This is a genomic window from Streptomyces sp. NPDC107550 (assembly GCF_055639095.1).
In genome coordinates this window covers 150,358-175,819 of the sequence record NZ_JBVKBC010000011.1, presented here as the reverse complement: position 1 = coordinate 175,819, position 25,462 = coordinate 150,358, and the positions used below count along the sequence as shown (strand labels likewise).

Sequence of the window (25,462 nt, the reverse complement as noted above, 5' to 3'; positions counted from 1 at the left end):
CGGGACGGGCGCGTCTGTCGTGCGGACGGACGGGCGCGCCTGTCGTGCGGGCGGGCGGGCGGGTCAATGGGCGCGTGCCACGCGGCCCTTCTCGCCGGCCGCCCAGCACGCGCCGTCGCGTGTGCAGTCGACCGTGTCGTACGAGCCCGGGTCCACGGTGGTCCAGGTGCGGCCGGCGTCGGTGGTGAGGTCGGTGCCGGTCGGGCCGACGGCCAGCGCCGAGGTGCGGCTGTGCGCGAGCCAGGCGACGCCGGAGCGGTAGGCGGGCGGCGGCTGCGCCGAGGGGCGCCAGGTGCGGCCCGCGTCGGTGGTGGTCGCGGCGGCGCTCGGGGACGGCTCGCCCGCGCGGTAGTCGCCGCCTACGGCGAGGCCGTGGGTGCGGTCGCGGAAGGCGAGGCCGAAGACACCCCGCGCCGGGTCGCCGGCCGGGATCGGGGAGGCCGTCGCGCGCCAGGTCAGGCCCCGGTCGCCGGAGTGCAGGACGCGGGCGGTCGCGCCGCCGCCGGTGGCGATCCAGGCGTCGTCGCGGCCTGCGGTGACCAGGCACTGGCCGGACGCGGCGAAGCCGGCCTCGCCGCTCAGCGCGGGCACCATGCCCTTGGCGGGCAGCACCGACCAGGAGCGGCCGCCGTCGTGCGTGGCCAGCAGCCGGAACTTCCCGTCGACCGGGTCGCTCAGGGCGAGGCCGTCGCGGTGGTCGAAGAAGCCGACGCAGTCGTAGAACGCGTTCGGGTCCGTGTTGCGGAAGGACTCCTGCCAGGTCCGGCCGCCGTCGTCCGTGCGGTAGATGCGGGACGCCTCGCCCTCCCCGATGGCGAGCACGACGGCGCGGCGCGCGTCGAACGCCTCGATGTCCCGGAACTCCAGCGCCTCGGCGGCGGCGCCGGGCGGCGCGACGGAACGCCAGTGCGCTCCGCCGTCCGTGGTCCGCAGCACCGTCCCCTTGCTTCCGGCCACCCAGGCGGTGGACCGGTCGACGGCGGCGAGGCCCCGGAACCGGGCGTCCGTGCCGGTGTCGGTGAGCCGCCAGCCGGGCGCGGAGTGCGCCGGGTGGGCGCTCGCGGGCGCCGGGGCCGCGCCGAGGGCCAGCGCGGCGAGCGCCACCGCCCCGCACGCGGCGCCCAGGCGGCGCCGGGCCGTGCCCCGCGCCCCCGCCGGTGTCACCCGTCCCGGTGAACCCTGCGTGACCGTTGACCTCAATGACCTCGTTCTTGCCCGCTGTCCCCTCATGGCGCGGGAAGCTAGCCCAGTCACGGAGCCGCGTCCAGAGCGCGGGGGTTGAAACCGGTGACAGAGGTCACTCGTATTCCGTCCGGTTTCTGGTGCACGGATGCGCCCGTTCCGTCGTCTATTCATTCGAGGCCGTACGACCGTCCCGCGGTCCCGTCCAGCAGCAGTCAAGGGAGCAGGCGATGTCCACCGTCATCGAGCAAGCCGTCGAGGCCCGTCTCGTCGCCGCCGCGCCGCGGATGGCCAGCATCCCCGCGACCCTGCGCTACGACGTGAGCGACCCGTTCGCGGTCCGCATGTCGTTCCCCGCCCCGGCCACGCTCGAAGGCGTCGACGTGTGCTGGACGTTCGCCCGCGAACTGCTGGCGACGGGCCTGACCGAGACGGTCGGCTCCGGCGACGTACGGGTGCGGCCCTACGGCTACGACCGCACGGTCCTGGAGTTCCACGCCCTGGAGGGCACCGCCCTCGTCCACGTCCGCTCGGGCGAACTGCGCCGCTTCCTCGCCGAGTCGACGGACCTGGTCCCCTTCGGCGAGGAGTCCGCGTACCTCGACGTGGACGGCGACCTCGCGGAACTGATGCGGGACGCGTACTGAGCCGAGGCGGAACCCCGGCGCGCCGCTGCTCGGGGTGGCGCTGGCGTGTGCGGTAAATACGTTGACGCCCTCTCGCGGGGCCCGTAACGTCGATGACGGTTCTGTTGTCGTCGATCGGAGTAGGACGTTGCTCGTCTGAGGTCCTGAGACACCGCGCATGTCACGCCGTGCACGCTCTTCCGCCGTGCCCTGAGCCGCGTACATGCCGCCGTGTGAGACCTCGGCTTCGTGAGCCGTCCTCCCCGCCGGTACAGGCCCTTCTCTTCTGGCCGTGACCTCAGCGGTGTCTCGAACGCGTCGCATCCGCCCGTATCGAGCCACCGCGAGGCCCTCATGTCATCTCACCCCCAGCACTCCGCCGCGTCCGCGGCCACGTCCGTCGCCGTCAGCGCGCTCACCTACTCCTGGCCGGACGGCACCGAGGTCTTCGACGGCCTCGACGCCGCGTTCGGCCCCGGCCGCACCGGTCTGATCGGGCTCAACGGGTCAGGAAAGTCCACCCTGTTGAAGCTGATCGCCGGGACCCTGCCGCCCGCCGAGGGGTCGGTTCGGGTCGCCGGCGAGGTGGGGCTGCTGCCGCAGAACGTCACGCTCGACACCGCCCTGCGGGTCGACGAGGTCCTCGGCATCGCCGCGACCCGCGCCGCGCTGCACGCCATCGAGGCGGGCGACGCACGCGAGGAGAACTTCACGGCCGTCGGCGACGACTGGGACGTCGAGGAGCGCGCCACCGCCACCCTCGCCGGTCTCGGCCTCGGCCACATCGGGCTCGACCGCACGATCGGCGAGGTGTCCGGCGGCGAGTCCGTGCTGCTGCGGCTCGCCTCACTGCTCCTCGCCCGTCCCGACGTGCTCCTCCTGGACGAGCCGACCAACAACCTGGACCTGCCCGCCCGGCACCGGCTGTACGCGGCCGTCGAGAGCTGGTCCGGGGTGATGATCGTCGTCAGCCACGACCGTGAACTCCTCGAACGCGTCGACCAGATCGCCGATCTGCGCGGCGGCGGCATCACCTGGTTCGGCGGCACGTACTCCGCGTACGAGGAAGCGCTCGCCGCCGAACAGGAGGCGGCCGAGCGGATGGTGCGTGTCGCGGAGTCGGATCTGAAGAAGCAGAAGCGCGAACTGGCCGAGGCGCAGGTCAAGTTGGCCAGACGTAAGCGGTACGGGCAGAAGATGTGGGACAGCAAGCGTGAGCCCAAGGTCGTCATGGGTGAGCGCAAACGGCAGGCGCAGGTGTCGGCGGGCAAGCACCGCATCATGCACGAGGGCAAGCTCGCCGAGGCGAAGGGACGGCTCGACGAGGCGGTGGAGGCGGTGCGTGACGACGACGAGATCCGCGTCGACCTCCCGTTCACGGCCGTCCCGCCGGGGCGGGGCGTGCTCACCGTGCAGGATCTCGAACTGGCCCACGGGGCACGCGTGCCGGGCCGGATCGAGGTGCGCGGGCCGGAGCGGATCGCGCTCGTCGGGCGCAACGGCGCGGGCAAGACGACACTGCTGCGCACGCTCGCGGGGCAGCTCGCGCCGGTGGCCGGGGAGGCGACGGTCCTGGTCCCGGCGCGGTATCTGCCGCAGCGGCTCGACGTCCTCGACGACGAGGCGAGCGTGGTGGAGAACGTGGCGCGGTTCGCGCCGCAGGCCACGAACAACGCGATCAGGGCGCGGCTGGCCCGCTTCCTGTTCCGTGGCGCCCGCGCGGACCAGCGGGCGGGCACGCTGTCCGGCGGCGAACGCTTCCGGGCGGCGCTCGCCGCACTGATGCTGGCCGAGCCGGCGCCGCAGCTGCTCATGCTGGACGAGCCGACGAACAACCTGGACATGGCGAGCGTGCGCGGGCTCACCTCGGCCCTGGAGTCGTACCAGGGGGCGCTGATCGTGGCGAGCCACGACATGCCGTTCCTGCGCGCGATCGGGATCACCCGGGTGCTGCGGATGGGCGAGGAGGAGTGAGGCGGAGTGAGGGGGCCGTGTCGGCCGCGTGAGGGGGGATTCCGTCGCGCCGGGCGGGCTGGGCATGATGAGCCCGCCCGGCGCGTACGCCCCCGGGCGCACCGCCCGCGAACCCCCGATCCGCGATCCCCGATCCCCCGAACCGTCGATGGAGTACACCCGTGCCCAGCAAGAAGGCCCTCGTCCGCCGCCCCGGACCGCATGTCGCGCAGGGGCTCCTCACCCATCTGGAGCGCACCCCGGTCGACCCGGACAAGGCGCTCGCGCAGTGGCAGGAGTACGTCGCCGCCCTGGAGGCGCACGGTTGGGAGACGTTCCAGGTCGAACCGGCGGACGCCTGCCCCGACGCCGTCTTCGTCGAGGACACCGTCGTCGTCTTCCGCAACGTCGCGCTGATCGCCCGGCCGGGCGCCGGGGCCCGGCGCCCGGAGATCCCCGGCGTCGAGGAGGCCGTGGGGCGCCTCGGCTGCTCGGTGAACTGGGTGTGGGAGCCGGGCACGCTGGACGGCGGTGACGTACTGAAGGTGGGCGACACCCTCTACGTGGGCCGGGGCGGGCGGACCAACGCGGCGGGCGTGCGGCAACTGCGCGCGGTGTTCGAGCCGCTGGGCGCCCGGGTCGTCACCGTGCCGGTGAGCCGGGTGCTGCACCTGAAGTCGGCGGTGACGGCGCTGCCCGACGGCACGGTCATCGGGTACGAGCCGCTGGTGGACTCGGTCTCGCTGTTCCCGAGGTTCCTGGCGGTGCCCGAGGAGGCAGGGGCGCATGTGGTGCTGCTCGGCGGGGACCGGCTGCTGATGGCGGCGAGCGCGCCGAAGTCCGCGGAGCTGTTCGCGGACCTCGGGTATGACCCGGTTGTGGTGGACATCTCCGAGTTCGAGAAGCTCGAAGGCTGTGTGACGTGCCTCTCAGTCCGGCTGCGGGAGCTGTACGCGTAGAGGCGGCCTTTATCGGGGCCTTAACCTACGGCAACGTAACCTACGACACCGTAGGTAATACCGCTCGCTGTACCTCCGTCCCCCAGGAGCCCCCGTGACCGTCATCTCCCCCCGCCTCGGCTCGTCGACCGACTGGACCGACGCCCGGCTGCTCTTCGCGCTGGAGGAAGTGGTCGAGAAGGAGCTCAACCGGCATCTGAAGGTCGCCAAGGACTGGATGCCGCACGAGTACGTGCCCTGGTCCGACGCCCGTAACTTCCCCGGCCTGTTCGACGACGGCGAGGCGTGGGACAAGGAGCAGTCCAAGGTCACCGAGATCGGGCGGATCGCCCTGGTGGTCAATCTGCTCACCGAGGACAACCTGCCCAGCTACCACCACGAGATCGCGTCGCTGTTCGGCCGCGAGGGCGCGTGGGGCACGTGGGTGCACCGCTGGACGGCCGAGGAGGGCCGGCACGGCATCGTGATGCGGGACTATCTGCTCGCCTCGCGCGCCGTCGACCCGGACAAGCTCGAAGCGTTCCGCATGTCGCACATGAGCGAGGGCTTCGAGTCGGACAACAGCCACTCGATGCTGCACTCCATCGCGTACGTGGCCTTCCAGGAGCTGGCGACCCGCATCTCGCACCGCAACACCGGCCACCAGTCCGGCGACCCGGTCTGCGACCGGATGCTGGCGCGGATCGCCACCGACGAGAACCTGCACATGGTCTTCTACCGCAACCTGCTGAAGTCCGCGTTCGAGCTGGCGCCGGATCTGACCATGCGGGCGGTGCGGGACGTCGTCGTCGACTTCCGCATGCCCGGGCACGGGATCCCCGGGTTCGAGCGGGCCGCCGCGCAGATGGCGATCGGCGAGGTCTACAACCTGCGCATCCACCATGACGACGTGCTTCAGCCGGTGCTGCGGTTCCTGAAGGTCCTGGAGATCGACGGGCTCGGGCCCGAGGGGCTCAAGGCGCAGGAGGAACTGGGGCTGTTCATGAACGGGCTGGACGCGGAAGCGGCCAAGTTCGACGAGAAGCTTGCGGCTCGTAAGGCGCGGATGGCGTCCCGAACGAAGTAGCCTCCGGCTGGGTTGGGGGTTTCGCGGCGTTCCCCGGGCGGGCCCTCTCGGGCAGTCCCCCGCGCCCCTGCCCGGGCACGCCGGTGCGTGGCCATCCTCCGGCCGGTGGGGCTTCTCGCGCAGTTCCCCGCGCCCCTGACGGGGCGCACCCGTGCGTGGTCAGGCTCCGGCCGGTGGCCGGTTGCTCGCGCAGTTCCCCGCGCCCCTCACGGGGCGCACCCGTGCGTGACCATCCACCGGCCGGTGGCCGGTTGCTCGCGCCGTTCCCCGCGCCCCTGACGGGGCGCACCCGTGCCTGGTCAGCCTCCGGCCGGTGGGGCTTCTCGCGCAGTTCCTCGCGCCCCTGACGGGGCGCACCCGTACGTGGCCATCCTCTGGCCGGTGGCCGGTTGCTCGCGCCGTTCCCCGCGCCCCTGACGGGGCGCACCCGGGCGTGGTCAGGCTCCGGGCGGTGGCCGGTTGTTCGCGGGGGCTGCCGGGGCGGCCCCTATGGAGATAGCGCACGTAGTGCGCATCCCCAGCGCACCCGCCCGGACCCGGCGACCCGGACCCCGGCGGAGCCACCCGTTACCCGCGACGGAGTTCGAGCCGTTCTTTTTCGGAGAGGCCGCCCCAGACGCCGAAGCGTTCGTCATGGGTGAGGGCGTACTCCAGACACGCCGGACGGATCTCGCACATCCGGCAGATGCGCTTGGCCTCGCGGACGGAGCTGCCCGGTTCCGGGAAGAAGAAGTCCCCGCCGGTCTGGGCGCACAGGGCCTGCTCCTGCCAGGTGGGGCCGGCAGGCGTGAGGATCGTGTTCGCTTGCATGACCCCCACGGTGCCGGGTGACGCAAAACGTTCGATCAACGCCGGATCAATCCCGGGCCCGCACCCCCGTCACTCACTGCTGCTCAGGATCTCCCTTGAGGACGGCGAACCCCGCCCCGGAGGGATCCGCCAGCTTGGCGATGCGCCCGACACCCGCCACGTCGAACGGCTCGGCCCGCACCGACCCGCCCAGCTCCCGGGCGCGCGCGGCGGCCGCGTCCACGTCCGGCACGAGGATGTACGGCGTCCAGTGCGCCCCGGACGCGGACTCCACCGAGTCGGCACCGAGCGGCACGAGCCCGCCGAACATGCCGTTCTCGTCGGCGCCCGCCGGATGCACCGTCGTATAGCGCTCGCCGGGGAACTCCACCTCGAAGGCGCCCCAGCCGAACACCGCGCCGTAGAACCGCTTGGCGGCATCCACATCGGGTGCGTACAGCTCCACCCAGTCCAGGCCACTGTCGGCCCCGACGTGCCCGAGCCCCCGGTTGGTCCCCGGCTGCCAGATGCCGAAGCCGGCGCCGCCCGGGTCGGCGAAGATCGCCATGCGGCCCAGGTCGGCGACGTCCATCGGCTGGAACACGACGGTCCCGCCGGCCTGCTCGACCGCCTTGGCCGTGGCGTCGGCGTCCTCGCTGCGGAAGTACACCGTCCAGGCGGGAGCGCCCTGCTCCGGGGTGACGGTCATGCCGCCCGCCGCCGACTTCCCCTCGTACTGGAACGTGCCGTACCCGCCGAACTCCGGCCCCGCCGACACGAACCGCCAGCCGAACAGGCCCTCGTAGAACGACGCGGCGCCGTCCAGGTCCGGGGTGCCGAGGTCGAACCAGGTCGGCGCGCCGTTCACATACTCCGTGGTGATCATGGTGTTGCCCTCCTCGTCGAGGGTGTCGCCCCCTTGGAGTACCGAGTCTTCCACCGCCCACTGACAATCGCCGCTCCGGAGCGCCGCCCCGGCCCCCTCAATGGTGCGGCTCCTCGTACCCCGGTATCGAGCCGTCGGCCTTCCTGACGAGGAACAGGCCGGCCATGCCCATGTCGGAGTGGCTCTGGACATGGCAGTGGTACATCCAGGCGCCCGCACCGACCCCCTCCCCCGCGACGATCTGGAAGCCGAAGGAGTCGGCGGGCCCGCAGATCTTGTTGTCGAGGACCTGGGAGGGGTCGTCGGGGCCGGTCAGCATGCCGGTGCGGTTGTCGGCCCAGCGATGTCCGTGCATATGGAACGTGTGGTAGTACTCACCGTGCGTGATCATGACGATCTCCACCCGGTCCCCGACGGTCGCCTCGAAGGTGGGCGCCTCGTGCGCGGCCTTGTTGTTGATCGTCATGTCGTTGAAGACGATGGTGAACGTCTTGCCGGGGTCGGGCAGCAGATCGCCCTTGCGGCGCACGATCACCGGCCCGTACAGGCCCTTGCGGATGCCTCCCGTGCCGTGGTCCGTGCCGACGACATGGTCGTGGTAGTGCCAGTAGCCGGCCGTGCCGGGGCGCCAGGTGCCGTCCTTGCGGCGGCCGGGGGCGTGCGTGCGCCAGGTGTAGGTGCGGGTGCCGCCGGGCTCGACATGGCTGCGGTTCATGCGCGTACCGTCGCTGGAGACCTCGTAGTCCATGCCGTGCACGTGCAGGCTGGCGTCCGTGTCGGTGAGGTTCTCGAACTCGATGTGCAGGGTGTCGCCCTCGTTCAGCTCGATGAGCGGGCCCGGGATGCTGGCCTTGCCCTTCTCGAAGCCGTAGCCGAGCTGTCCGTCCGGCAGCTTCTCGGCGTACATCTTGATGCGTCTGACGTCGCCACCGGCGGGCGCGGTGCGCGGCGGGGTGTCGGCGCCTGCCGCCGGGGGCGCGGACGCTCCGATCGACAACGATGTCACCCCCGCCGTCGCCGCCACCGCGCCCCCGATGAGCATCCGGCGGCTCAGCGCCCGGCGGTCCCGCTCGCTCGCCCTCTCGTCCTGCGTCACGGCCGACTCCTCGCCCTCGTAAGGATGTTCGCGTCACACCTGAGCCGACCGAGCCGACGGGACCGGCCGACTGACGAGCACCGTAGCCAGAGGATCTTCGTTTATCCACAGTCAGGACAAAGTTCGTGCCATTGCGGTCATAGCTCTTGGCGAACCGGCGAAAGAGGTCTAGCTTCATCGGCGCTGTAGCTGCGTCCGACGAGGAATGGGTGGACACATGCGGCGCTCACCGCATCAAGGACCGTTGCCCGTACGAGAGTTCAGCGCGAGCAGACACAGACGGCGAAGGGCGTGGACGATCGGCCTCGCCGCAGGGGCGCTCGGAGCGGGCCTGCTGACCGGCCCCGCCGCCAGCGCCCGCCCGGCACCCGAACCGCCCCTGACAACGATGTCCCTGCCCTCTCCCCCGGGCGGCTCCACCGTGCGCGTCCTGGTGTTCTACGGCTCGGCCGCCGCCCAGGAGCCGCCCGAGGTGAACGCGGGCATCGAGGCGATCGAGAACATCGGCCTGACCGGCCCCACCGGCCGCCGCTTCAAGGTGGAGGCGACGGACGACGCGTCGGTGTTCACCGACGCGACGAGGCTCGGCCGGTTCAACTCCGTGGTGTTCCTGACCGGCGGCGGCGACGTCCTCGACCCGGACCAGGAAGCGGGCCTGGAGGCGTACATGGAGGCCGGCGGCGGGTTCGTCGGCGTGCACGACGCGGCGCGCGCCGAGCCGTACTCGGACTGGTTCACGGGGCTGATCGGCGCCCGGCCCGCGCCCGGCGCCCCGCCCGCCGTGCAGCGGGCGACCGTCGAGGTCGGCGACCGCCAGCACCCGGCGACCAAGGACCTGCCGGTGCAGTGGAAGCGGGCGGACCAGTGGCTGAACTGGGCGAAGAACCCGACCGGCGACGTGCACACCGTGGCCCGGGTGCGCGAGTCGACGTACAAGCCGGGCACCGGGGCGAGCGGCGCCGACCACCCGGTGAGCTGGTGCCGTGACTACGACGGCGGGCGCTCCTTCTACACCGCGATGGGCGGCACGGTCTCCTCGTACGACGAGGCGGACTTCCGCGACCATCTGCGTGGCGCGCTGCTGTGGACGAACCGGCTGGTGCGGGCCGACTGCAAGGCCGCGATCACCGGCAACTACAAGGCGGAGCGGCTGACGCAGCCCAACCAGCCCGGGCAGAACGACCAGATCGGCGAACCGCACGGCCTGGTGACGGCGCCGGACGGCCGGGTGCTGTACATCGGGCGCGGCGGCGCGGACTCCTCGCGGCCGGTCGTCACGGACTGGAACGACCCCGATGTCGGCAAGGGCAAGGGCCAGATCCACGTCTGGGACCCGAGGACGAAGAAGGTCACGCTCGCCGGTGAGCTGAGCGTCTTCGGCAACAAGGGCGGCGGGGACGAGCTGGTCAAGGTCGAAGAGGGGCTGCTCGGCATCGAGCTGGACCCCGGCTTCGAGCGCAACGGCTGGGTGTATCTGCACTACACACCGCACGACCGGCTCGACCGCGACAAACAGCTGGCCGAGCGGCGCGTCTCGCGCTTCACGCTGGACCTCGCCTCGGACAAGCTGGACCTCACGAGCGAGAAGGTGCTGCTCAAGTGGCCGGTGCAGGTGCACAGTTGCTGCCACGCGGGCGGCGGGATGGCCTGGGACTCCAAGGGCAATCTGTACATCGCCACCGGTGACAACAACTCCTCGCAGTTCAGCGACGGTTACTCGGGCAACAACCCGCAGCCGAACTACAAGGGGGTCTCGTTCGCGGACGCGCGCCGCACGGCCGGCAACACCAACAACCTCAACGGCAAGATCCTGCGCGTCCACCCCGAGCCGGACGGTACGTACACGCTGCCGCAGGGGAACCTGTTCACCGGCAAGGAGACCGCCGAGGGCGGCGGGAAGACACGCGGCGAGATCTACGTCATGGGCGTGCGCAACCCGGCGCGGATCTCGGTCGACAAGAAGACCGACACGCTGTACGCGGGCTGGGTGGGGCCGGACGCCGGTGAGCCGTCGACCACGTGGGGCCCGGCGAAGTACGACACGTTCGCGGTGATCACGAAGGCGTCGAACCGGGGCTGGCCGTACTGCATGGGCAACAAGCAGCCCTACCGCGACCGGAACCTGCCGGATCCGAGCAAGCCCCTCGGCTGGTACGACTGCGACCACCCGAAGAACGAGTCGCCGAACAACGACGGGCTGGTCAATCTGCCGCCGGCCACCGGGAACAACATCTGGTACTCGCCGCAGGGCGGGGCGCCCGACTACCCGCGTGACGCGAACGGCGTGCCGTCGTACAAGAAGGACGAGGCGACGTACCGGCTGCCGTGGCTCAAGGGCGGCGGTCAGGCCGCGATGAACGGTCCGGTGTACCGCTACGACGCGTCGGCGCCGGGCAGCGGGAAGTGGCCGAGCTACTGGGACGGCAAGTGGTTCGTCGGCGACTTCTACGACGGCGGCCAGCCGCGCGACGCGGTCCTCACCGACCCGGCGACGCACGGCGAGGGTTCGCTGCCGGTGCACGCGGAGTCGCTGAAGAAGATCGTCCCCGTCGGCAACGACGGCATCAAGAACCTCATGGACTGGAAGTTCGGTCCGGACGGCGCGCTGTACGTCCTCGACTACGGGCGTGGCTTCTTCACCTCCGACGCCAAGTCGGCGCTGTGGAAGGTCACGTACACCGGCGGCGAGGCGACCCCGGCGGCCGACGAGCTGGCCAGGAAGGGCTGACCATGCGCAGACACCGACTCCTCACCGCGCTGCTCGGCGCGCTGCTGATGTGCCTCGGGCTCGGGGTGACGCCTGCGGCGCAGGCGGCCCCGGCGCCGGGCGCGGCGGCCGAACAGGTGCTGACCTGGACGGCGGGCGACGACATCACGAAGTACGCGTCGGCGCCGGCGACAGCGGTCGCGGGCAAGGCGACGATCGTCTTCGAGAACAGCGCGGCGACCGGCAACACGACGGGCATGCCGCACACGCTGACGTTCGTGGTCTCCGACCCCGACTACAACAACGACGTGCCGGTCAACATCATGGCCAACCCGTTCGACGCGCAGAACGGCCGGCACACGGCGGAGGTCACCCTCTCCCCCGGCCGCTACCGCTACCACTGCACGATCCCGGGCCATGAGGCGATGACGGGCGTACTGGTGGTGACGGACGGCGCGGGCGAGGACACGACGGCGCCGGAGGCGTCCGCGAAGGCGGAGGGGCAGACGAACGCGGACGGCGCGTTCGTCGGCTCGGCCTCGGTCACCCTGAGCGCGAGCGACGCGGGTTCGGGCGTGGACCGGATCGAGTACGCGCTGGACGAGGGCCCGTACACGCCGTACACGACGCCCGTGGTCGTCGATCAGGTGGGCGAGCACACGCTGCGCTACAAGGCGACGGACAAGGCGGGCAACACCTCGCAGGAGAAGTCGCTGCGGTTCACGGTGGTCGCGCCGCCGACGGACGACACGACTCCGCCGCAGACGTCGGCGACGGTCAGCGGCGAGAAGGACGCCGACGGCGCGTACGTGGGCATGGCGACGGTCACGGTCAGCGCCTCCGACACCGGCTCCGGAGTCAACGCGGTGGAGTACGCGCTCGATTCCGGGGCCTGGCAGCCGTACACGGCGCCGGTGATGGTGCACGACCCGGGCGCGCACCGCGTGCGGTACCGGGCGAGCGACAAGGCGGGCAACGCGGCGCCGGAGAAGTCCGTGGAGTTCACGGTGGTGGCGACGCCGCCGAAGGACACGACCCCGCCGGCGGTGTCGCTGTCGGTGGGCGGCGACAAGAACTCCGACGGCGCGTACATCAACAGCGCGAGGCTGACGCTGAGCGCCTCGGACGACGGGTCGGGTGTCGACAAGGTCGAGTACTCGCTCGACGGCGGCCCCTATCTCGCGTACACCGCCCCCGTGGTGGTGGACCGGGTGGGCGCGCACTACGTGACGTACCGGGCGAGCGACAAGGCGGGGAACACCGCGCAGCCGCAGACGTTCGCGTTCGCGGTGGCGTCCGGCGGTGGGGTGCCCGCGCCCAACTGCCCCGAGTACGACGAGCGGTTGACGGTGTTCGTCGGCTCGGTGGACACGGGCATCCCGAACCGGGTGACCGACAACCGGTGCCGGATCAACGAGTTGATCGAGGACGAGAAGGAGTGGACCTCGCAGGCCCTGTTCCTCAAGCACGTCAAGGCGGTCACCGACCGGCTGCTGCGGGCCGGGGCGATCGACCAGCGCGAGTACAAGGCGATCAACAAGGCCGCGAAGGACTGCGGCATCGGCAAGCCCGGCCAGACCACGGGCTACCGACCGATCATGGACGGGACGCAGGCGTCGTTCGGGAAGTGGGAGCAGGTCGGCGGCGGCCGGTTCACGCTGAACGGCGACGGCACGATCACCAGCGACCCGAAGGTGTCCGGGATGGGCATGCTGTGGCTGCCCACGCGCAAGTACGGGAACTTCTCGCTGAAGCTCCAGTGGCGCGACGACGCGCCGGGCACCGGCAACGCCAACGGCGGGGTCTTCGTCCGCTTCCCGTGGGTGCACGACAACCCGGAGGAGTCGCGTCCTGAGTGGGTCGCCATCAAGTACGGGCACGAGGTGCAGGTGCTGGACCGGCCGGACGGCGACATGTACAAGACCGGTTCGATCTACGGCTTCGACCGGGTCGGGCTCGCGGGCGCGGGCGTCACCCAGAAGGGCACGTGGAACGACTACGAGGTGAAGGTGGTGGACCAGCACTACGCGATCTACCGCAACGGCGTGCTGATCAACGAATTCGACAACACCGGCGGGCAGTTGTTCGAGCCGCCGCGCTCGGACGACCCGGGCACGGACGGCCGGCGCTACGCCTCCGGCTACATCGGGCTCCAGGTCCACAGCACCACGGACGTCATCTCGTACCGCGACGTCCAGATCAAGGAACTGTGAGTCCCTTTCCGGGCAGGTGAGTTAGAGCCGGGTCAGTCCTCGTGTCTGGCCCGGCTCGGCTGTACGCGCTTGGGCTCGCCCGGCATCTTCGGGTACTCGGGCGGATAGGGCAGGTCGCCCATGCCGTGGTCGCGTTCGTCGCGGGCGGCGAGGTCGAGCAGGGCCTCCAGGCCGTAGCGCTTGTCGTCCATGGCGGCGTGCACGTCGCCACGTTCGGCGTAGCGCTTCGGCATGGTGACGATGTCGAAGTCGCGGGGCACCGCGTCCCCCAGCTCGTCCCAGGTCAGGGGCGCGGAGACGGGGGCGTGGGGGCGGGCGCGCACGGAGTAGGCGGAGGCGATGGTGCGGTCCCGGGCGGTCTGGTTGTAGTCGACGAAGATCTTCTCGCCCCGCTCCTCCTTCCACCAGGCGGTGGTGACCCGGTCGGGCATACGGCGCTCCAGCTCGCGCCCGACGGCGATGGCCGCGCGCCGCACCTGGACGAACGTCCAGCGCGGCTCGATGGGCACGAAGACGTGCAGACCGCGCCCGCCGGAGGTCTTGGGCCAGCCGACGAGCCCGCCGAAGTCGTCGAGCACGGAGCGCAGTTCGCGGGCGGCGCGGACGGCGTCGGCGAAGTCGGTGCCGGGCTGCGGGTCGAGGTCGATGCGCAGTTCGTCGGGGTGCTCGGTGTCGCCGCGCCGCACGGGCCAGGGGTGGAAGGTGAGGGTGCCGTACTGCACGGCCCACACGACGGCGGCGATCTCGGTCGGGCACATCTCGTCGGCGGTGCGTCCCGAGGGGAAGCCGATGGTCGCGGTGGGAATCCAGTCGGGCATGTTCTTGGGCGCGCGCTTCTGGTAGAAGGACTCGCCGCTCAGCCCGTCCGGGTAGCGCTGGAGGGTGGTCGGGCGGTCGCGCAGGGCCCGTACGACACCGTCGCCGACGGCCAGGAAGTACCGCGCGATGTCGAGCTTGGTGTACCCGGACGGGCCGCCCTCGGGGAAGAACACCTTGTCGGGGCTGGACAGCCGTACCGTCCGCCCGCCCGCCTCCAGCTCGACCGCCTCGCCCTTGCTCGCCATGCGCCCACGCTAGGCCGAAAGGACGTGACGCGCATACTGGACGACTTCGGGACACAGGGGACAGAATCGGGGCATGGACCTTCCCGTGATGCCGCCGGTGCGCCCGATGCTCGCCAAGTCCGCCGCCCGTATCCCGGCCGGGATGCACTACGAGGCGAAGTGGGACGGTTTCCGGGCGATCGTCTTCCGCGACGGCGCCGAGGTCGAGCTGACGAGCCGCAGCACCAAGCCGCTGACCCGGTACTTCCCCGAGCTGGCGGCCGCGCTCGCCGAGCGGCTGCCGCGGCGCTGCGTCGTGGACGGCGAGATCGTCATCGCGCGCGACGGGCGTCTCGACTTCGACGCGCTGACCGAGCGCATCCACCCGGCGGACTCCCGGGTCCGCACGCTTGCGGAGCGCACCCCGGCGTCCTTCGTGGCGTTCGACGTCCTCGCGCTCGGCGACGAGTCCCTGGTGGACGCGCCCCTGACCGAGCGCAGGCGGCGCCTGGAGGAAGCCCTCGCCGGGGCGTCGGCGCCGCTGCATCTGGCCCCGGCGACGACGGACGCGGCACTCGCGGAGCGCTGGTTCGAGCAGTACGAGGGCGCGGGGCTCGACGGGATCGTCGCCAAGCCGCTCGACCTGCGCTACCGCCAGGACGAACGCCTGATGATCAAGGTGAAGCACGAGCGGACGGCGGACTGCGTGGTCGCCGGATACCGCTTCCACAAGAGCGGCCCGGTTCTCGGCTCGCTGCTGCTCGGCCTGTACGACGACGCCGGCACCCTCCAGCACGTGGGGGTGTGCGCCGCGTTCACGATGAAGCGGCGCGCCGAGCTGATCGACGAGCTGGAGCCGCTGCGCATGGAGGACGCGGCGGGCCATCCGTGGGCGGCGTGGACGGACGAGTCGGCGCACGAGGCGAGCCGGATGCCGGGCGCGACGAGCCGCTGGACCGGCAAGAAGGACCTGTCGTGGGTGGCGCTGCGTCCGGAGCGGGTGGTGGAGGTGGCGTACGACCACATGGAGAACGGGGCGCGGTTCCGGCACACGGCCCGCTTCCGCCGCTGGCGCCCGGACCGCGCCCCGGAGAGCTGCACGTACGCGCAGTTGGAGGAGCCGGTCTCCTTCGACCTGGCGGATGTGCTGCGCTGAGCGGCCGGACGGGGCACGGAGGGTGCGTTCGGGCGCGGGGCGGGTAGGGATCGGTCCGTGAACGGGATGCGCAGACGGGCCGTGCTGGCGGGCGTTCTCGGGGCGGCCCTCGCGGCCTGCGCCCCGGGCGGGACGGGCGGCGGCACGCCCTCGCCGGGGGGCTCGGTACTCGCCGTGAAGATCGACAACGTGGCCGAGGCCCGCCCCCAGACGGGTCTGGACAGCGCGGACATCGTGTACGCCGAACAGGTGGAGGGCGGCCTGAGCCGGCTCATGGCCGTCTTCGGCAGCAAGCTGCCGCAGGCGGTGGGGCCGGTGCGCAGCGCGCGGGAGACGGATCTCGAACTTTTGCGGCAGTTCGACACGCCGACGCTCGCCTACTCGGGCGCCCAGAGCGCGCTCCAGCCGCAGATCGACGCGGCGCCGCTGCGGGCCGTGCCGCCGGGGAAGGCGCCGGCGGACGCCTATTTCCGGGGTACGGACCGGGCGGCCCCGCACAATCTGTTCCTGCGGCCGGGCAAGCTCGGTGACGTGAAGGCGGGCGCGGGGGCGGGTGAGGCCGCCGGGTACCGGTTCGCGGCGGCGGTGCCGGCGGGTGGGCAGCGGGTGGCGGAGAAGACGGTGCGCTTCCCCGCGGCCCGGTTCACGTTCGACTGGTCGGCGGGCGAGAAGCGCTGGCTGGTGTCGATGGACGGCGTCCCGGCGCGCACGTCGGGCGGGGCGCGGCTGTCGGCGGCGACCGTGGTCGTGCAGGAGGTGACGGTGGAGTCGTCGCGCTTCCACGACAAGCTGGGCAACGTTTCGCCGCTGTCGCGTACGGTCGGGGAGGGGCGGGCGACGGTTCTGCGTGACGGTCGCTCCTTTGACGCCCGCTGGCGGCGCGGGAGTTCGTCGGACGGTACGTCGTTCACGGCGGCCGGTGACAGCAGCGCACTGGCATTCGCCCCGGGCCCGGTATGGGTACTCTTCGCCCCCAAGTAGCCCGCAGGCCGGGGTCAGCGGCTGAGCCGGCCCCGCCAGGGGCGCGGGGAACTGCGCGACCAGTCACAACGCACCCGGCACTCTGGGGCCCTGCCCCAGGCCCCGCTCCTCAATCGCCGGAGGGGCTTGAATTACCGGCACTGAGATCAGCCCCGTAAGGGGCGCGGGGAACTGCGCGACCAGCCACAACGCACCCGGCACTCTGGGGCCCTGCCCCAGGCCCCGCTCCTCAATCGCCGGAGGGGCTTGAATTACCGGCGCTGAGATCAGCCCCGTCAGGGGCGCGGGGAACTGCGCGACCAGCCACAACGCACCCGGCACTCTGGGGCCCTGCCCCAGGCCCCGCTCCTCAATCGCCGGAGGGGCTGGGAGTCGGCGCTGAGCCCAGCCGCCGGGCCGGGCCGGGGCCGGACCTAGGGAGTTGGCGCTGAGCCCAGTCGCCGGCGCGGGACTGGGGAGCTGACGCTGAGCCCAGCGGACCCGCCGCCACGTCAGTGGAAGCCGCGGCCCGTGTCCAAGATCTCCCGGGCCCGCGCGGCAACCCCCTCCGCCCCGCAAGCCTTCGCCAAGGTCAACCCCCGATTCAACTCCGCCACGGAGCGCGCGGCGACCCCGTACTCCACCCGAGCCAGCGCATGCTCATACGCACAGGGCGACGCCTCCAGATACGTGACGGCCTGCGCGTACAGGGTGAGCTGCCGCTGCCCGCTCTCCAGCGCGGCAGCGCACCGCAACGCCTCCCCGATGGCCGTGTCGGTGCCGAACCGCTCGGCCTGCACCCGCGCCTCGGCGGCGAGTTCACCGGCCCGCACCGGATCGGTGGCGGCCAGCGCGCGGGCGAGGTCACAGGCCCAGGGCGCCATGATCGTGTTGTGCCCGCCCCGCGCCCCGGCGGCCTTCGCGGCGATCTCCAGTTCGCTGATCCCGCCCTCGACGTCCCCCGTGGCGAGCAGCAGCCGCCCCCGCACGGAGTGGGCATCGGGCAGCACGATCGTGGACGGATAGGGCGGCCCGAACCCGTACCGCTCGGCGATCTCCATGGCCTCGCCCGGCTTGCCCCGCGCGAGGAGCGTGTCGATGAGCATGCAGGCCGCGTCCCAGTGCATCGGCAGCCCGCGCCCGACCCGGTCGGCGAGCCGCAACGACTCCCGCAGGAACGCTTCCGCGTCGGTGAGCCGCCCGCGCCTGCGCTGCACGTACCCCACGAACGCGTGGGCCAGCGCGAGGTGGCCGCCGCTCCACCCGGCGGTCTCGTACTGTCGCACCGCCTCGTTGAACAGGGCTTCGGCGCGATCCAGCCGGTCGGAGAAGAGGTAGGCGCTGCCGAGCATGGCGAGGACCTCGAAGCCCCACTCGGTGTCGGTCCAGCCGAGGCCGGGGGCGAGCCGCCCGTTGACCAGGGCGCGGTCACAGCGCTCGACGACCTCCTCCGCGTTCTCCCCGCGGGTCATGGCGTCGAAGGCGCGCAGGATCAGCAGGACGCGCTCGGGGTTGTCGCGCCCGGCGAGCCGCTCGGCGATCGTGGCGAGGTTGCGGGAGCGGCCCGGGGAGTCCTCCTCGCCGGCGTGGATGCCCTCCCACATGAAGTGCATGGCCTGGAGCCGGAGCCGGGCGGGGCCCGGGTCGAGCCGTTCGGCCTCGGTGTCGATGAGGCGCAGCGCCTCTTCCAACTGGTCGTTGTGGACGAGCGCCTGGGAGAGCCGGCACACGGCGTCCACGCGCCGGTCGCCGTCGAGCCCGGGCGTCGTGTCGAGCGCGGCGTCGAGGTGCTTGATGGTGGTCGCGGGCGAGGTCAGCAGCGTCGCGCAGCCCAGCTCGTACAGGATCTCGGGCCGGATCTCGGGCAGCGGCGGCTCGTCGAGGGCCCGTTCCAGGCAGCGGCGGGCGGCGTCGGGGGCGCCGACGGCGAGGTGTTCGCGGGCGGCGGCGCGCATCTGCTCGACGAGTTCGGGGTCGTCGTCGGGGTGGACCTGCAGCAGGTGCCGGGAGGCGGCGGCCGCGCCGTGCCCGGAGGCGGTGACCGCCCAGGCGGCCTGGCCGTGCATGGCGGTGCGGGTGGCGGGCGGCATCGCTTCGTAGATGGCGGAGGCGATCAGCGGGTGGACGAACTCCAGGGTGCCGGGGGCGCCGTAGACCTCGTCGGTGAGGATGCGGGCGGCGAGCAGCCGCTCGGCGCAGCGGCCGGCCTGCTCGGGGTTCATGCCGGCGAGGAGCGCGGCGAGCCCGGGTTCGATGCGGGTGCCGAGGATGGCGGCGGCCCACGCGAAGCGGACCGCGTCGGAGCCGAGCCCTTCGAGGCGGGAGACGAGTCCGACGCCCCGCGCCTCCTTGTTGAGCGGGCGCAGTTCGGCGGCGGACTCCTCGACGGGGTCGAGTCCGCTGTCGCGCACCTTGGCCAGCAACTCGACGGTGTCGTACGGGTTCCCCGCGGTGACCGCCCACACCTCGCGGCAGAACGCGTCGTCGGCGTGGTTGCCGAGCGTGTCGCGGGTGAGGCCGGCGGTGGCGACGGGGGTGAGGGTACGCAGGGTCGTGGTGCCGGGGCGGGCGGCGGCGGCGACGGCTTCGAGGCACAGGGCCGCGCCCTCGTCCTCGGCCTCGCGCTGGGCGACGACGACGAGGACGGGCAGGTCGTCGAGGCGCTCGGCGAACGCGGCGAGCCACTCCAGGGTCTCGCGGTCGGCCCAGTGCACGTCGTCGATGAGCAGGACGAGCGGCCAGTGCAGGCGGGCGAGGCGGGAGACGGCGGCGACGAGTCCGTCGCGTACGCCCTGCGGGTCGGCCTGGCGGCCGGTGGGTTCGGCGATGCCGAGGGCGGGGCCCGCGATGTCGTACCAGTCGCCGAAGTACTCGCGGGCCTCTTCCTGGGTGAGCGCGAGCAGCGCGGGCTGGAGCAGTCCGCGTACGACGTTGAAGGGGACGGAGCGGACGGTCTCGCCGCCGCGCGCCGACCAGACCGTGGCGCGGCCCGCCGCCATCTCGCGCACGCGGGAGAGCAGGGCGGTCTTGCCGAGTCCCGCGTCGCCCTTGTAGACGACGAGGCTGCCGCCTCGGGCGGCGTCGGCGCACAGGTCGTCCAGGGCCCGTGCCGCCGCGTCGAGTTCGGACTCCCGCTCCCACAACGGCGGGCCCGAGGAGGCGGCGTCGGCCTGCCGTCCCTGAGTCATCCCGCACCCTCCCGGTGTCGCGCACATCGCTCGTTCGACGTACTTATGGCGTGCTGGTCATGAGACTAATGCGCGAACTCGGCGTGCGTAGGGGGGTCATGGCATCCGGCCACAACTGGCCGGAGACCGGGGTTCCGGTCTCACCGGGCCCGGCGGGCGATCCGCGTACGCCGGGTGGTGCGCCAGGGCGCGCGCTCCGGCGCACGCATGCCGGGCCGGGCGTGCGGAGTTGGGCGGGCCGAGTCGATCCTGCGGGGGTGGGCCCCGGAGATGGCCGGACCCTCTCATCGGCCTTTCAGGCGGGCCTCTTACTGTTGCGGACATGACGTCGCAGACTCCCGCAGGCTGGTACCCCGATCCCGGCCAGGTCCCCGGCGGCCCGCGCACCGAACGCTGGTGGGACGGCGGCCGCTGGACGGACCAGACCCGGCCCGCCACGACCCCGCCGCACCCCGCCCCGCAGCCGGCGGCCCCCGGCTCCGCGCCCGCCCACGCCCCGCAGGGGTTCGCGCAGCCGGCCGCGCCGGGGGCGTACCCCGCGTACGGTCATCAACCGGCGTTCCCGGGCCAGGCGTCCCCGAAGCCGCGCGGCAAGGCGCGGATCGCGGTCGCGGCGGCCGTCGCCGTCGTCGTGCTCGCGGGCATCGTGGGCGGGGTGTACGCGCTGACGTCCGACGGCGGTTCGGGCGGCGGCCGGGACGCCTCGGCGGGCGCCCCCTCGCACGGGTCGGGCGCGCCGAAGCACCCGGACGGGCCCGGCGGCGGCGCGGGCGGCGGCAGCCCCTCGCCGGACGCGCCGCGCGGCCCGCTCGACAAGGGGTACGCGACCGACGTGACGAACGGGATCGCGCTGCCGGTCCTCGACGGCTGGACCGGGACGGACGGCGCCGGTCTCGCGGGCCTGACGACGGGCCCGTACACCTGTCCCGACGACCGCGAGCAGCAGTGCGTGCGGGGCGGCGCGTCCACGTCGTCGGCGAAGGACCTGAAGGTGGACGCGGCGAGCGCGCGGGCGGCGGCCGAGGAGGACATCATCGCCAACGCCCGGCAGTCCTACGGGGGCAAGACGTACGGCGGCATCCTCAACCACGACGAGGTGCTGGCGGGGAAGGTCACGGTGGCCGGGCAGGAGGGCTACCGGGTGCGCTGGAACGTGGACACCAAGTCGCGGGTGGACGCGTGGGTGGAGTCGGTGGCGTTCCCCTCCCCCTCCGACCCGAAGACGCTGCTGGTCGTGCGGATCGGCGTGGACATACCGAAGACCGCCGCGCAGAAGGCGGCGGGGCCCGACGACACGGCGATCGACAAGATCGTGAAGGGGATCAAGAAGGCCGTCGTCACGGGTGGCGGCGGCACCGGCCAGGACGCCTGAGCCGCACGTCCGACCGCGCGCGGAGCGCGCCTGACCGCACGCGCGCGGAGCACGCCGACCGCACGCACGCGGGGCACGTCTGACCGCGCGGAGCACGTCTGACCGCCTGCGCGCGGAGCACGCCCGGCCACGCGCGCGGAGGGGCACACACAGGGCCGGGCGGGTCCCCCTCCGCTCGTGGAGGGACCCGCCCGGCCCGGGGGTGCGCGCCGCCCCCGTCCCCACGGTGCGGCGCGGGCAGACCGCCGGCCGGTCATCCCTGCGGCCGGCGGTCTCCCGATCAGGGGGCCTGGCCCGCGGGGGCCAGGCCGAGCCCGGGAAGCAGCACGTTCTCGACGAAGCCGACCAGGTAGTCGGTGTCGGCGTCGCGCCCTTCGAGGACCGGGCGGCTGCGCATCACTCCGAAGAGCTGCGCGGCCAGATACGGCAGGGCCGGGTGGTCGGCGGCGACCTCGCCGCGCGCCACGGCCCGGTCGACCATCGTCTGCAGGGCGGCCAGCTCCGGCTCGACGAGCGCCTCGCGCAGCGCGGACCTCAGCTCGTCGTCCTGGAGGACGGCGTGGCCGAGCGCCTGGAGCAGCGCGGTGTCGCGGCGGGCCTGGCCCGCCGCGTTGCGCGCGGCCGTCACGAGGTCGCCGGCGAGGCTACCGGTGTCGGCGGCGAGGAACTTCACGCACCGGCCGGCCCGCAGCGCGGCCGCCACGAGCTGCGGCTTGGTCTTCCACTGCCGGTAGAGCGTGGACTTGGAGCAGCACGCCTGCGCGGCGACGCCCTCCATGGTGAACGCCTCGTAGCCGTGCTCACGCAGTTGGTCGAGGACCGCGTCGAACAGCTCCTGGGCGCGCTCGGGCGAGATCTTGGAACGGCGCGAAGCGGTCGGCGCGGCGCCGGGTCCGGCACTGGGGGCCTTGTCTCGCGTGGTCATGCGGTCCGCTCCTCGCTCGGGTGGCGTCATCGGTCGGTGCCGTTGTCGATGAGATCACACTCGCTATCGATACGCCAGTGTACCGGTACGGCCGCGTATCGGTACACTGGCGTATCGATGAGCGCGGTTCAGCCGTGCTCAGCCGCGCCACAAGCGCGACCGAGAACCATCACGCACCACCCAGTCGTCATGAAAAGGGGCCGGGGGATGACTTCCCTTACCGAGCCTGCCGCACCGGAGCCGGACAGTCGTACTGCCCGACCGCCCCTGGTCCGCGAGCTCCTGCTGGTCGTAGGACTCTTCCTCGTCTACAAGTTCGGCCGGCAACTGGCCAACGGCCACACCGGCGAGGCGTTCCGCAACGCCGGCCACGTGTGGGATCTGGAGCGCGCCCTTCGCCTGCCCGGGGAGGGCGCGGTGCAGAGCGTGCTGCTGCACAGCGACGGCCTCGTGCACGCGGCGAACGTCTACTACGCGGCCGTGCACTTCCCGGCCACGCTCGCCTTCCTGGTCTTCCTGTACCTGCGCCGCCCGCGCCATTACGTGTGGACGCGCCGCGTGCTGGCCGCGCTGACCGGGGCGGCCCTCGTCCTGCATCTGACGTTCCCGCTGGCGCCGCCGCGGATGCTGCGCGCCGCGCACCTGGTCGACACCGCGCAGGTGTACGGGCCTTCCGTGTACTCCGCGCGCCCGGCCACCGACACGATGGCCAACCAGTTCGCGGCGATGCCGTCCCTGCACTTCGGGTGGGCGCTGATGCTCGCCATCGGCATGATCGCCGCGACCCGTTCCCGCTGGCGCCGGCTATGGCTGCTGCACCCGCTGCTGACACTGCTGGTGGTCGTCGGCACGGCGAACCACTACTGGCTGGACGCGATCGTGGCCACGCTGCTGCTCGCCGCCGCGCTCGCCGTCGTACGGATGCCGCGCACGGTCGGCGCCTCCCGGCTCGGCCGCCATCTGCTGCCGGCGCCCGAGCGCGTCGCCCTGCCCGGCACGGCGACCCCGCGTGCCGCGTCGGCCCCGGCGCCCTGGACCGCCGCCGACGTGCTTGCCGCCGGTGCCCCGGCACCGGTCCCGGCCACCGCGCGGGACGCCGGCGTCCCCGTACACGCGGGCATCCCCGTGCAGGTGTCGGCGTCGCCCGGTTCGACGTCGGCCGCGACCGCTCCCCGCTTCACCGCGCCCGTGGGGGCCCGGCGATGAGCGCCACGCTGCTGGCCGTCGGCCTCTCGCTGATCTCCGCGGTGGCGTACGCCGCTGCCGCCGTCGCCCAGGAACGGCTCGCCGCCCGCACCGCGCGCGCGGGCGCGGGCACGCTGCGGCTGCTCGGCACCGGCGCCTGGTGGTGGTCGGTCGGGCTGAACGCGACGGCGGCCCTGCTGCATGTCGCCGCCCTCAAGTACGGCCCCCTCACGCTGGTCCAGCCGCTCGGCGCGCTCACGCTCGTCGCCGCCGTGCCGCTGGGCGCCAGGCTCGCGGGGCGCCGGGTCGTGACCGGCGAATGGCGGGGCACGGCGCTGACCCTGGCCGGGCTCGGGGCACTGCTGGTCACCGCGTCAGGGCCCGCGCCGGACCACACGCTGACGCTGCCGCAGGCCCTCGCGGTCGCCGCCGCCACCTCGGCGCTCATCGCCGTGCTGTCCCGGCGCGGCGCGAAGCCCGGGCTGCGGCACGCGACCGCGTCGGGCGTCGCGTCCGGGGTCGCCTCCGCGCTCACCCAGACCGTCACCGTCGCCGTCACGGACCGCACGGGCCCGCTGCTGGACCTGCGGGTGATCGTGGTGGCGCTGCTGGTCGCGGCGTTCGCGGCGGGCGGGCTGCTGCTGTCGCAGACCGCGTACCGGGGCGGGCTCGGGGCGCCGCTCGCCATGGTGACGCTGTCCAACCCGGTGGCCGCCGCCGCGATCGGGCTCACGCTGCTCGGGGAGCACCTCCAGGGCGGGATCGCGGGGCTCGTGCTCGCCGGGGTCGGGGCGGTGCTCGCGGCACGGGGTGTGCTGCTGCTGACCCGTGCGACCGGCGCGGACGCGCCGAAGGCCACCGACGTCATGCCCCTGCCCGCGCTCCCGGCCCAGCAGGACGCCGAGATGCTGCGGGTCTCCTAGCGAGAGGCTGGGAGCCGGCGCTGAGGCCAGCCCCGCTCCTCAATCGCCGGAGAGGCTGGGAGTACGCGCCGAGGCCAGCCCCGGAAGGGGCGCGAGGAACTGCGCGACCAGCCACGACGAAACCCGCACCCGGCACCCCTGGGGACCGCCCCCGCAAACACCCGCAAGACTGAAACGGCAGGCGCGCCGACACGGTCACCCCAAGCCGCGCGAATCCTGCTTGAGCGCCGTGTCCACCGTCAGCGCCGTCGCCACGACAAGGCTGAGCAACGGCTCGGGCAGCTGGAAGTGAATCTGCAGGACATAGTTGTCGGCCGTCGTGAACATCGTCTTGGCCAGCCCCTCCCACGTCTTCGTGATCCGGGCGACCTCCTGATCGGCATGGTCGACGATGGCGAAGTTCCAGGCCCGCCAGTTCTCCGCCTTGATGGCGCCGACCTGCTGCCCGTTGACGTTCATCGCAAAGTTGATCTTCCCGATGACGTTCTGCTGCACGATCTCGCCGACCGGGCTGCCGTCGGGCCGCTCCACGACCACCCGCGACTTCATCAGCTTGGCCGGGCGCGTGAGCACGAGCTGCGGCTGACCGTACCCGTCGCGGATCTCCAGGCGGTGCGTCATGAACTGGTCGACGCTGGACACGAACCGCAGCGCCTTCTTCAGGCTGCTCTGGCCGACCTCGGTGACCGTACCGAGCGGATTGCCGTGTTGGTCCATGACGCTGTACTCGTTGGTCAGCTCGATCAGCTTGGCCTTCTGGTTCACGACGAGCACCGGCTCGGTGAACAGCGTCCCGCCGCCCTGCCCGGTGGGCCCGACCCCGGCCTGCCGCTGCACCTGATGCTGGACCCGGGCCGCGTCCGCGTGCTGCTGCGCCTGCCCGGCGTACGGCTGCTGCGGGCCGCCTCCGCCCGCGTACGGCTGCTGCGGCGCCCCCTGCTGCGGGGCGTGGACCGGCTGCTGCGGGGCGTGCGCGGGCTGCTGCGGCACCTGCGCGTGCGGCTGGGCCTGGGCGGGGGAGGCGGCCTGCGCGGGGGCCGCATGGGTGTGCTCGGTCCACTGGGAACCGTCCCACCACCGCAGGCTCCGGTCCGCCCCCTGCGGGTCGGGGTACCAGCCGGCGGGGGTGTTCGAATGCGTCGTCACCGGGGCACGATATCGCGGCCCCCTGTGAAGGGAAGGGCCTCGTCGGTGAACGTACGGCCACGCCCCCGCACCGGCACCCGGCGGGCG

General features: G+C 72.7%; 19 protein-coding genes. 11 read left to right on the top strand and 8 right to left on the bottom strand.

Annotated elements, in window-relative coordinates:
* Positions 1-63: 63 nt before the first annotated feature.
* A complete protein-coding gene (locus tag ACZ7LY_RS17630; RefSeq protein ID WP_471625499.1) occupies positions 64-1,164 on the bottom strand; it encodes a WD40/YVTN/BNR-like repeat-containing protein in 1,101 nt (366 codons plus the stop codon).
* Positions 1,165-1,412: 248 nt separating this feature from the next.
* On the opposite strand from ACZ7LY_RS17630, the gene ssgD reads away from it, so the two are divergent.
* The 4 genes from ssgD to ACZ7LY_RS17610 all read left to right on the top strand — a co-directional run bounded on the left by ssgD (position 1,413) and on the right by ACZ7LY_RS17610 (position 5,786).
* Positions 1,413-1,829, top strand: coding sequence for a spore wall synthesis regulator SsgD (ssgD, locus tag ACZ7LY_RS17625; RefSeq protein ID WP_471625498.1), 417 nt, complete (start codon positions 1,413-1,415; stop codon positions 1,827-1,829).
* Positions 1,830-2,162: 333 nt separating this feature from the next.
* Positions 2,163-3,782, top strand: coding sequence for an ABC-F family ATP-binding cassette domain-containing protein (locus tag ACZ7LY_RS17620; protein WP_471625497.1), 1,620 nt, complete (start codon positions 2,163-2,165; stop codon positions 3,780-3,782).
* A 161-nt stretch (positions 3,783-3,943) separates the two neighbouring features.
* The gene (gene ddaH / locus ACZ7LY_RS17615) at positions 3,944-4,720 is read left to right on the top strand and encodes a dimethylargininase (RefSeq protein ID WP_471625496.1); all 777 of its coding nucleotides are present in this window, start codon (positions 3,944-3,946) and stop codon (positions 4,718-4,720) included.
* Positions 4,721-4,814: 94 nt separating this feature from the next.
* A complete protein-coding gene (locus ACZ7LY_RS17610; protein ID WP_471625495.1) occupies positions 4,815-5,786 on the top strand; it encodes an acyl-ACP desaturase in 972 nt (323 codons plus the stop codon).
* Between the two features lie 567 nt (positions 5,787-6,353).
* Here ACZ7LY_RS17610 and ACZ7LY_RS17605 read toward each other — a convergent pair.
* The 3 genes from ACZ7LY_RS17605 to ACZ7LY_RS17595 all read right to left on the bottom strand — a co-directional run bounded on the left by ACZ7LY_RS17605 (position 6,354) and on the right by ACZ7LY_RS17595 (position 8,503).
* The gene (locus tag ACZ7LY_RS17605) at positions 6,354-6,596 is read right to left on the bottom strand and encodes a WhiB family transcriptional regulator (RefSeq protein WP_471625494.1); all 243 of its coding nucleotides are present in this window, start codon (positions 6,594-6,596) and stop codon (positions 6,354-6,356) included.
* 73 nt (positions 6,597-6,669) lie between these two features.
* Entirely contained in the window at positions 6,670-7,461 is a 792-nt protein-coding gene (locus tag ACZ7LY_RS17600) for a VOC family protein (RefSeq protein ID WP_471625493.1), read from the bottom strand.
* 97 nt (positions 7,462-7,558) lie between these two features.
* Positions 7,559-8,503 carry a multicopper oxidase domain-containing protein gene (locus ACZ7LY_RS17595; RefSeq protein WP_471625550.1) on the bottom strand — a complete coding sequence of 315 codons (945 nt, stop codon included), beginning with the start codon at positions 8,501-8,503 and terminating at the stop codon, positions 7,559-7,561.
* A gap of 271 nt (positions 8,504-8,774) precedes the next feature.
* On the opposite strand from ACZ7LY_RS17595, the gene ACZ7LY_RS17590 reads away from it, so the two are divergent.
* Positions 8,775-11,285 carry a ThuA domain-containing protein gene (locus ACZ7LY_RS17590; RefSeq protein ID WP_471625492.1) on the top strand — a complete coding sequence of 837 codons (2,511 nt, stop codon included), beginning with the start codon at positions 8,775-8,777 and terminating at the stop codon, positions 11,283-11,285.
* A gap of 2 nt (positions 11,286-11,287) precedes the next feature.
* Positions 11,288-13,477, top strand: coding sequence for an OmpL47-type beta-barrel domain-containing protein (locus ACZ7LY_RS17585; protein WP_471625491.1), 2,190 nt, complete (start codon positions 11,288-11,290; stop codon positions 13,475-13,477).
* 32 nt (positions 13,478-13,509) lie between these two features.
* Here ACZ7LY_RS17585 and ligD read toward each other — a convergent pair whose 3' ends face one another.
* Positions 13,510-14,541, bottom strand: a complete 1,032-nt coding sequence (gene ligD, locus ACZ7LY_RS17580) for a non-homologous end-joining DNA ligase (protein WP_471625490.1) — start codon at positions 14,539-14,541, stop codon at positions 13,510-13,512.
* Between the two features lie 73 nt (positions 14,542-14,614).
* Between ligD and ACZ7LY_RS17575 the strand changes: the two genes are divergently transcribed.
* On the top strand, positions 14,615-15,676 hold the full coding sequence (locus ACZ7LY_RS17575) for an ATP-dependent DNA ligase (protein ID WP_471625489.1): 1,062 nt from the start codon (positions 14,615-14,617) through the stop codon (positions 15,674-15,676).
* Between the two features lie 66 nt (positions 15,677-15,742).
* On the top strand, positions 15,743-16,657 hold the full coding sequence (locus ACZ7LY_RS17570; RefSeq protein ID WP_471625549.1) for a DUF3048 domain-containing protein: 915 nt from the start codon (positions 15,743-15,745) through the stop codon (positions 16,655-16,657).
* 491 nt (positions 16,658-17,148) lie between these two features.
* Here the strand turns inward: ACZ7LY_RS17570 and ACZ7LY_RS17565 are convergent, their stop codons facing one another.
* Complete coding sequence (locus ACZ7LY_RS17565) at positions 17,149-19,824, bottom strand: ATP-binding protein (RefSeq protein ID WP_471625488.1); 2,676 nt, start codon at positions 19,822-19,824, stop codon at positions 17,149-17,151.
* Positions 19,825-20,146: 322 nt separating this feature from the next.
* Here ACZ7LY_RS17565 and ACZ7LY_RS17560 point away from each other — a divergent pair, with 322 nt between their 5' ends.
* On the top strand, positions 20,147-21,196 hold the full coding sequence (locus ACZ7LY_RS17560; RefSeq protein ID WP_471625487.1) for a DUF2510 domain-containing protein: 1,050 nt from the start codon (positions 20,147-20,149) through the stop codon (positions 21,194-21,196).
* Between the two features lie 280 nt (positions 21,197-21,476).
* Here ACZ7LY_RS17560 and ACZ7LY_RS17555 read toward each other — a convergent pair whose 3' ends face one another.
* Positions 21,477-22,121 carry a TetR/AcrR family transcriptional regulator gene (locus ACZ7LY_RS17555; RefSeq protein ID WP_471625486.1) on the bottom strand — a complete coding sequence of 215 codons (645 nt, stop codon included), beginning with the start codon at positions 22,119-22,121 and terminating at the stop codon, positions 21,477-21,479.
* A 207-nt stretch (positions 22,122-22,328) separates the two neighbouring features.
* Between ACZ7LY_RS17555 and ACZ7LY_RS17550 the strand changes: the two genes are divergently transcribed.
* Together ACZ7LY_RS17550 and ACZ7LY_RS17545 are read left to right on the top strand one after the other, a co-directional pair.
* Complete coding sequence (locus tag ACZ7LY_RS17550; RefSeq protein ID WP_471625485.1) at positions 22,329-23,327, top strand: phosphatase PAP2 family protein; 999 nt, start codon at positions 22,329-22,331, stop codon at positions 23,325-23,327.
* Positions 23,324-24,229 carry a DMT family transporter gene (locus ACZ7LY_RS17545; RefSeq protein ID WP_471625484.1) on the top strand — a complete coding sequence of 302 codons (906 nt, stop codon included), beginning with the start codon at positions 23,324-23,326 and terminating at the stop codon, positions 24,227-24,229. The genes ACZ7LY_RS17550 and ACZ7LY_RS17545 overlap by 4 nt, the downstream gene beginning before the upstream one ends.
* Positions 24,230-24,424: 195 nt before the next feature.
* On the opposite strand, the gene ACZ7LY_RS17540 is transcribed toward ACZ7LY_RS17545, so the two are convergent.
* Positions 24,425-25,375 (bottom strand): LURP-one-related family protein, encoded by a 951-nt coding sequence (locus ACZ7LY_RS17540; RefSeq protein WP_471625483.1) that lies wholly within the window; start codon positions 25,373-25,375, stop codon positions 24,425-24,427.
* Positions 25,376-25,462 lie beyond the last annotated feature (87 nt).

Coding starts and splice junctions, on each gene's coding strand:
- ACZ7LY_RS17575 (WP_471625489.1), top strand. CDS start 14,615: ATGGACCTTCCCGTGATGCCGCCGGTGCGCCCGATGCTCGCCAAGTCC.
- ACZ7LY_RS17555 (WP_471625486.1), bottom strand. CDS start 22,121: ATGACCACGCGAGACAAGGCCCCCAGTGCCGGACCCGGCGCCGCGCCG.
- ACZ7LY_RS17570 (WP_471625549.1), top strand. CDS start 15,743: ATGCGCAGACGGGCCGTGCTGGCGGGCGTTCTCGGGGCGGCCCTCGCG.
- ACZ7LY_RS17605 (WP_471625494.1), bottom strand. CDS start 6,596: ATGCAAGCGAACACGATCCTCACGCCTGCCGGCCCCACCTGGCAGGAG.
- ACZ7LY_RS17545 (WP_471625484.1), top strand. CDS start 23,324: ATGAGCGCCACGCTGCTGGCCGTCGGCCTCTCGCTGATCTCCGCGGTG.
- ACZ7LY_RS17565 (WP_471625488.1), bottom strand. CDS start 19,824: ATGACTCAGGGACGGCAGGCCGACGCCGCCTCCTCGGGCCCGCCGTTG.
- ACZ7LY_RS17550 (WP_471625485.1), top strand. CDS start 22,329: ATGACTTCCCTTACCGAGCCTGCCGCACCGGAGCCGGACAGTCGTACT.
- ACZ7LY_RS17600 (WP_471625493.1), bottom strand. CDS start 7,461: ATGATCACCACGGAGTATGTGAACGGCGCGCCGACCTGGTTCGACCTC.
- ACZ7LY_RS17560 (WP_471625487.1), top strand. CDS start 20,147: ATGACGTCGCAGACTCCCGCAGGCTGGTACCCCGATCCCGGCCAGGTC.
- ACZ7LY_RS17585 (WP_471625491.1), top strand. CDS start 11,288: ATGCGCAGACACCGACTCCTCACCGCGCTGCTCGGCGCGCTGCTGATG.
- ligD (WP_471625490.1), bottom strand. CDS start 14,541: ATGGCGAGCAAGGGCGAGGCGGTCGAGCTGGAGGCGGGCGGGCGGACG.
- ACZ7LY_RS17595 (WP_471625550.1), bottom strand. CDS start 8,503: ATGCTCATCGGGGGCGCGGTGGCGGCGACGGCGGGGGTGACATCGTTG.
- ssgD (WP_471625498.1), top strand. CDS start 1,413: ATGTCCACCGTCATCGAGCAAGCCGTCGAGGCCCGTCTCGTCGCCGCC.
- ACZ7LY_RS17620 (WP_471625497.1), top strand. CDS start 2,163: ATGTCATCTCACCCCCAGCACTCCGCCGCGTCCGCGGCCACGTCCGTC.
- ACZ7LY_RS17590 (WP_471625492.1), top strand. CDS start 8,775: ATGCGGCGCTCACCGCATCAAGGACCGTTGCCCGTACGAGAGTTCAGC.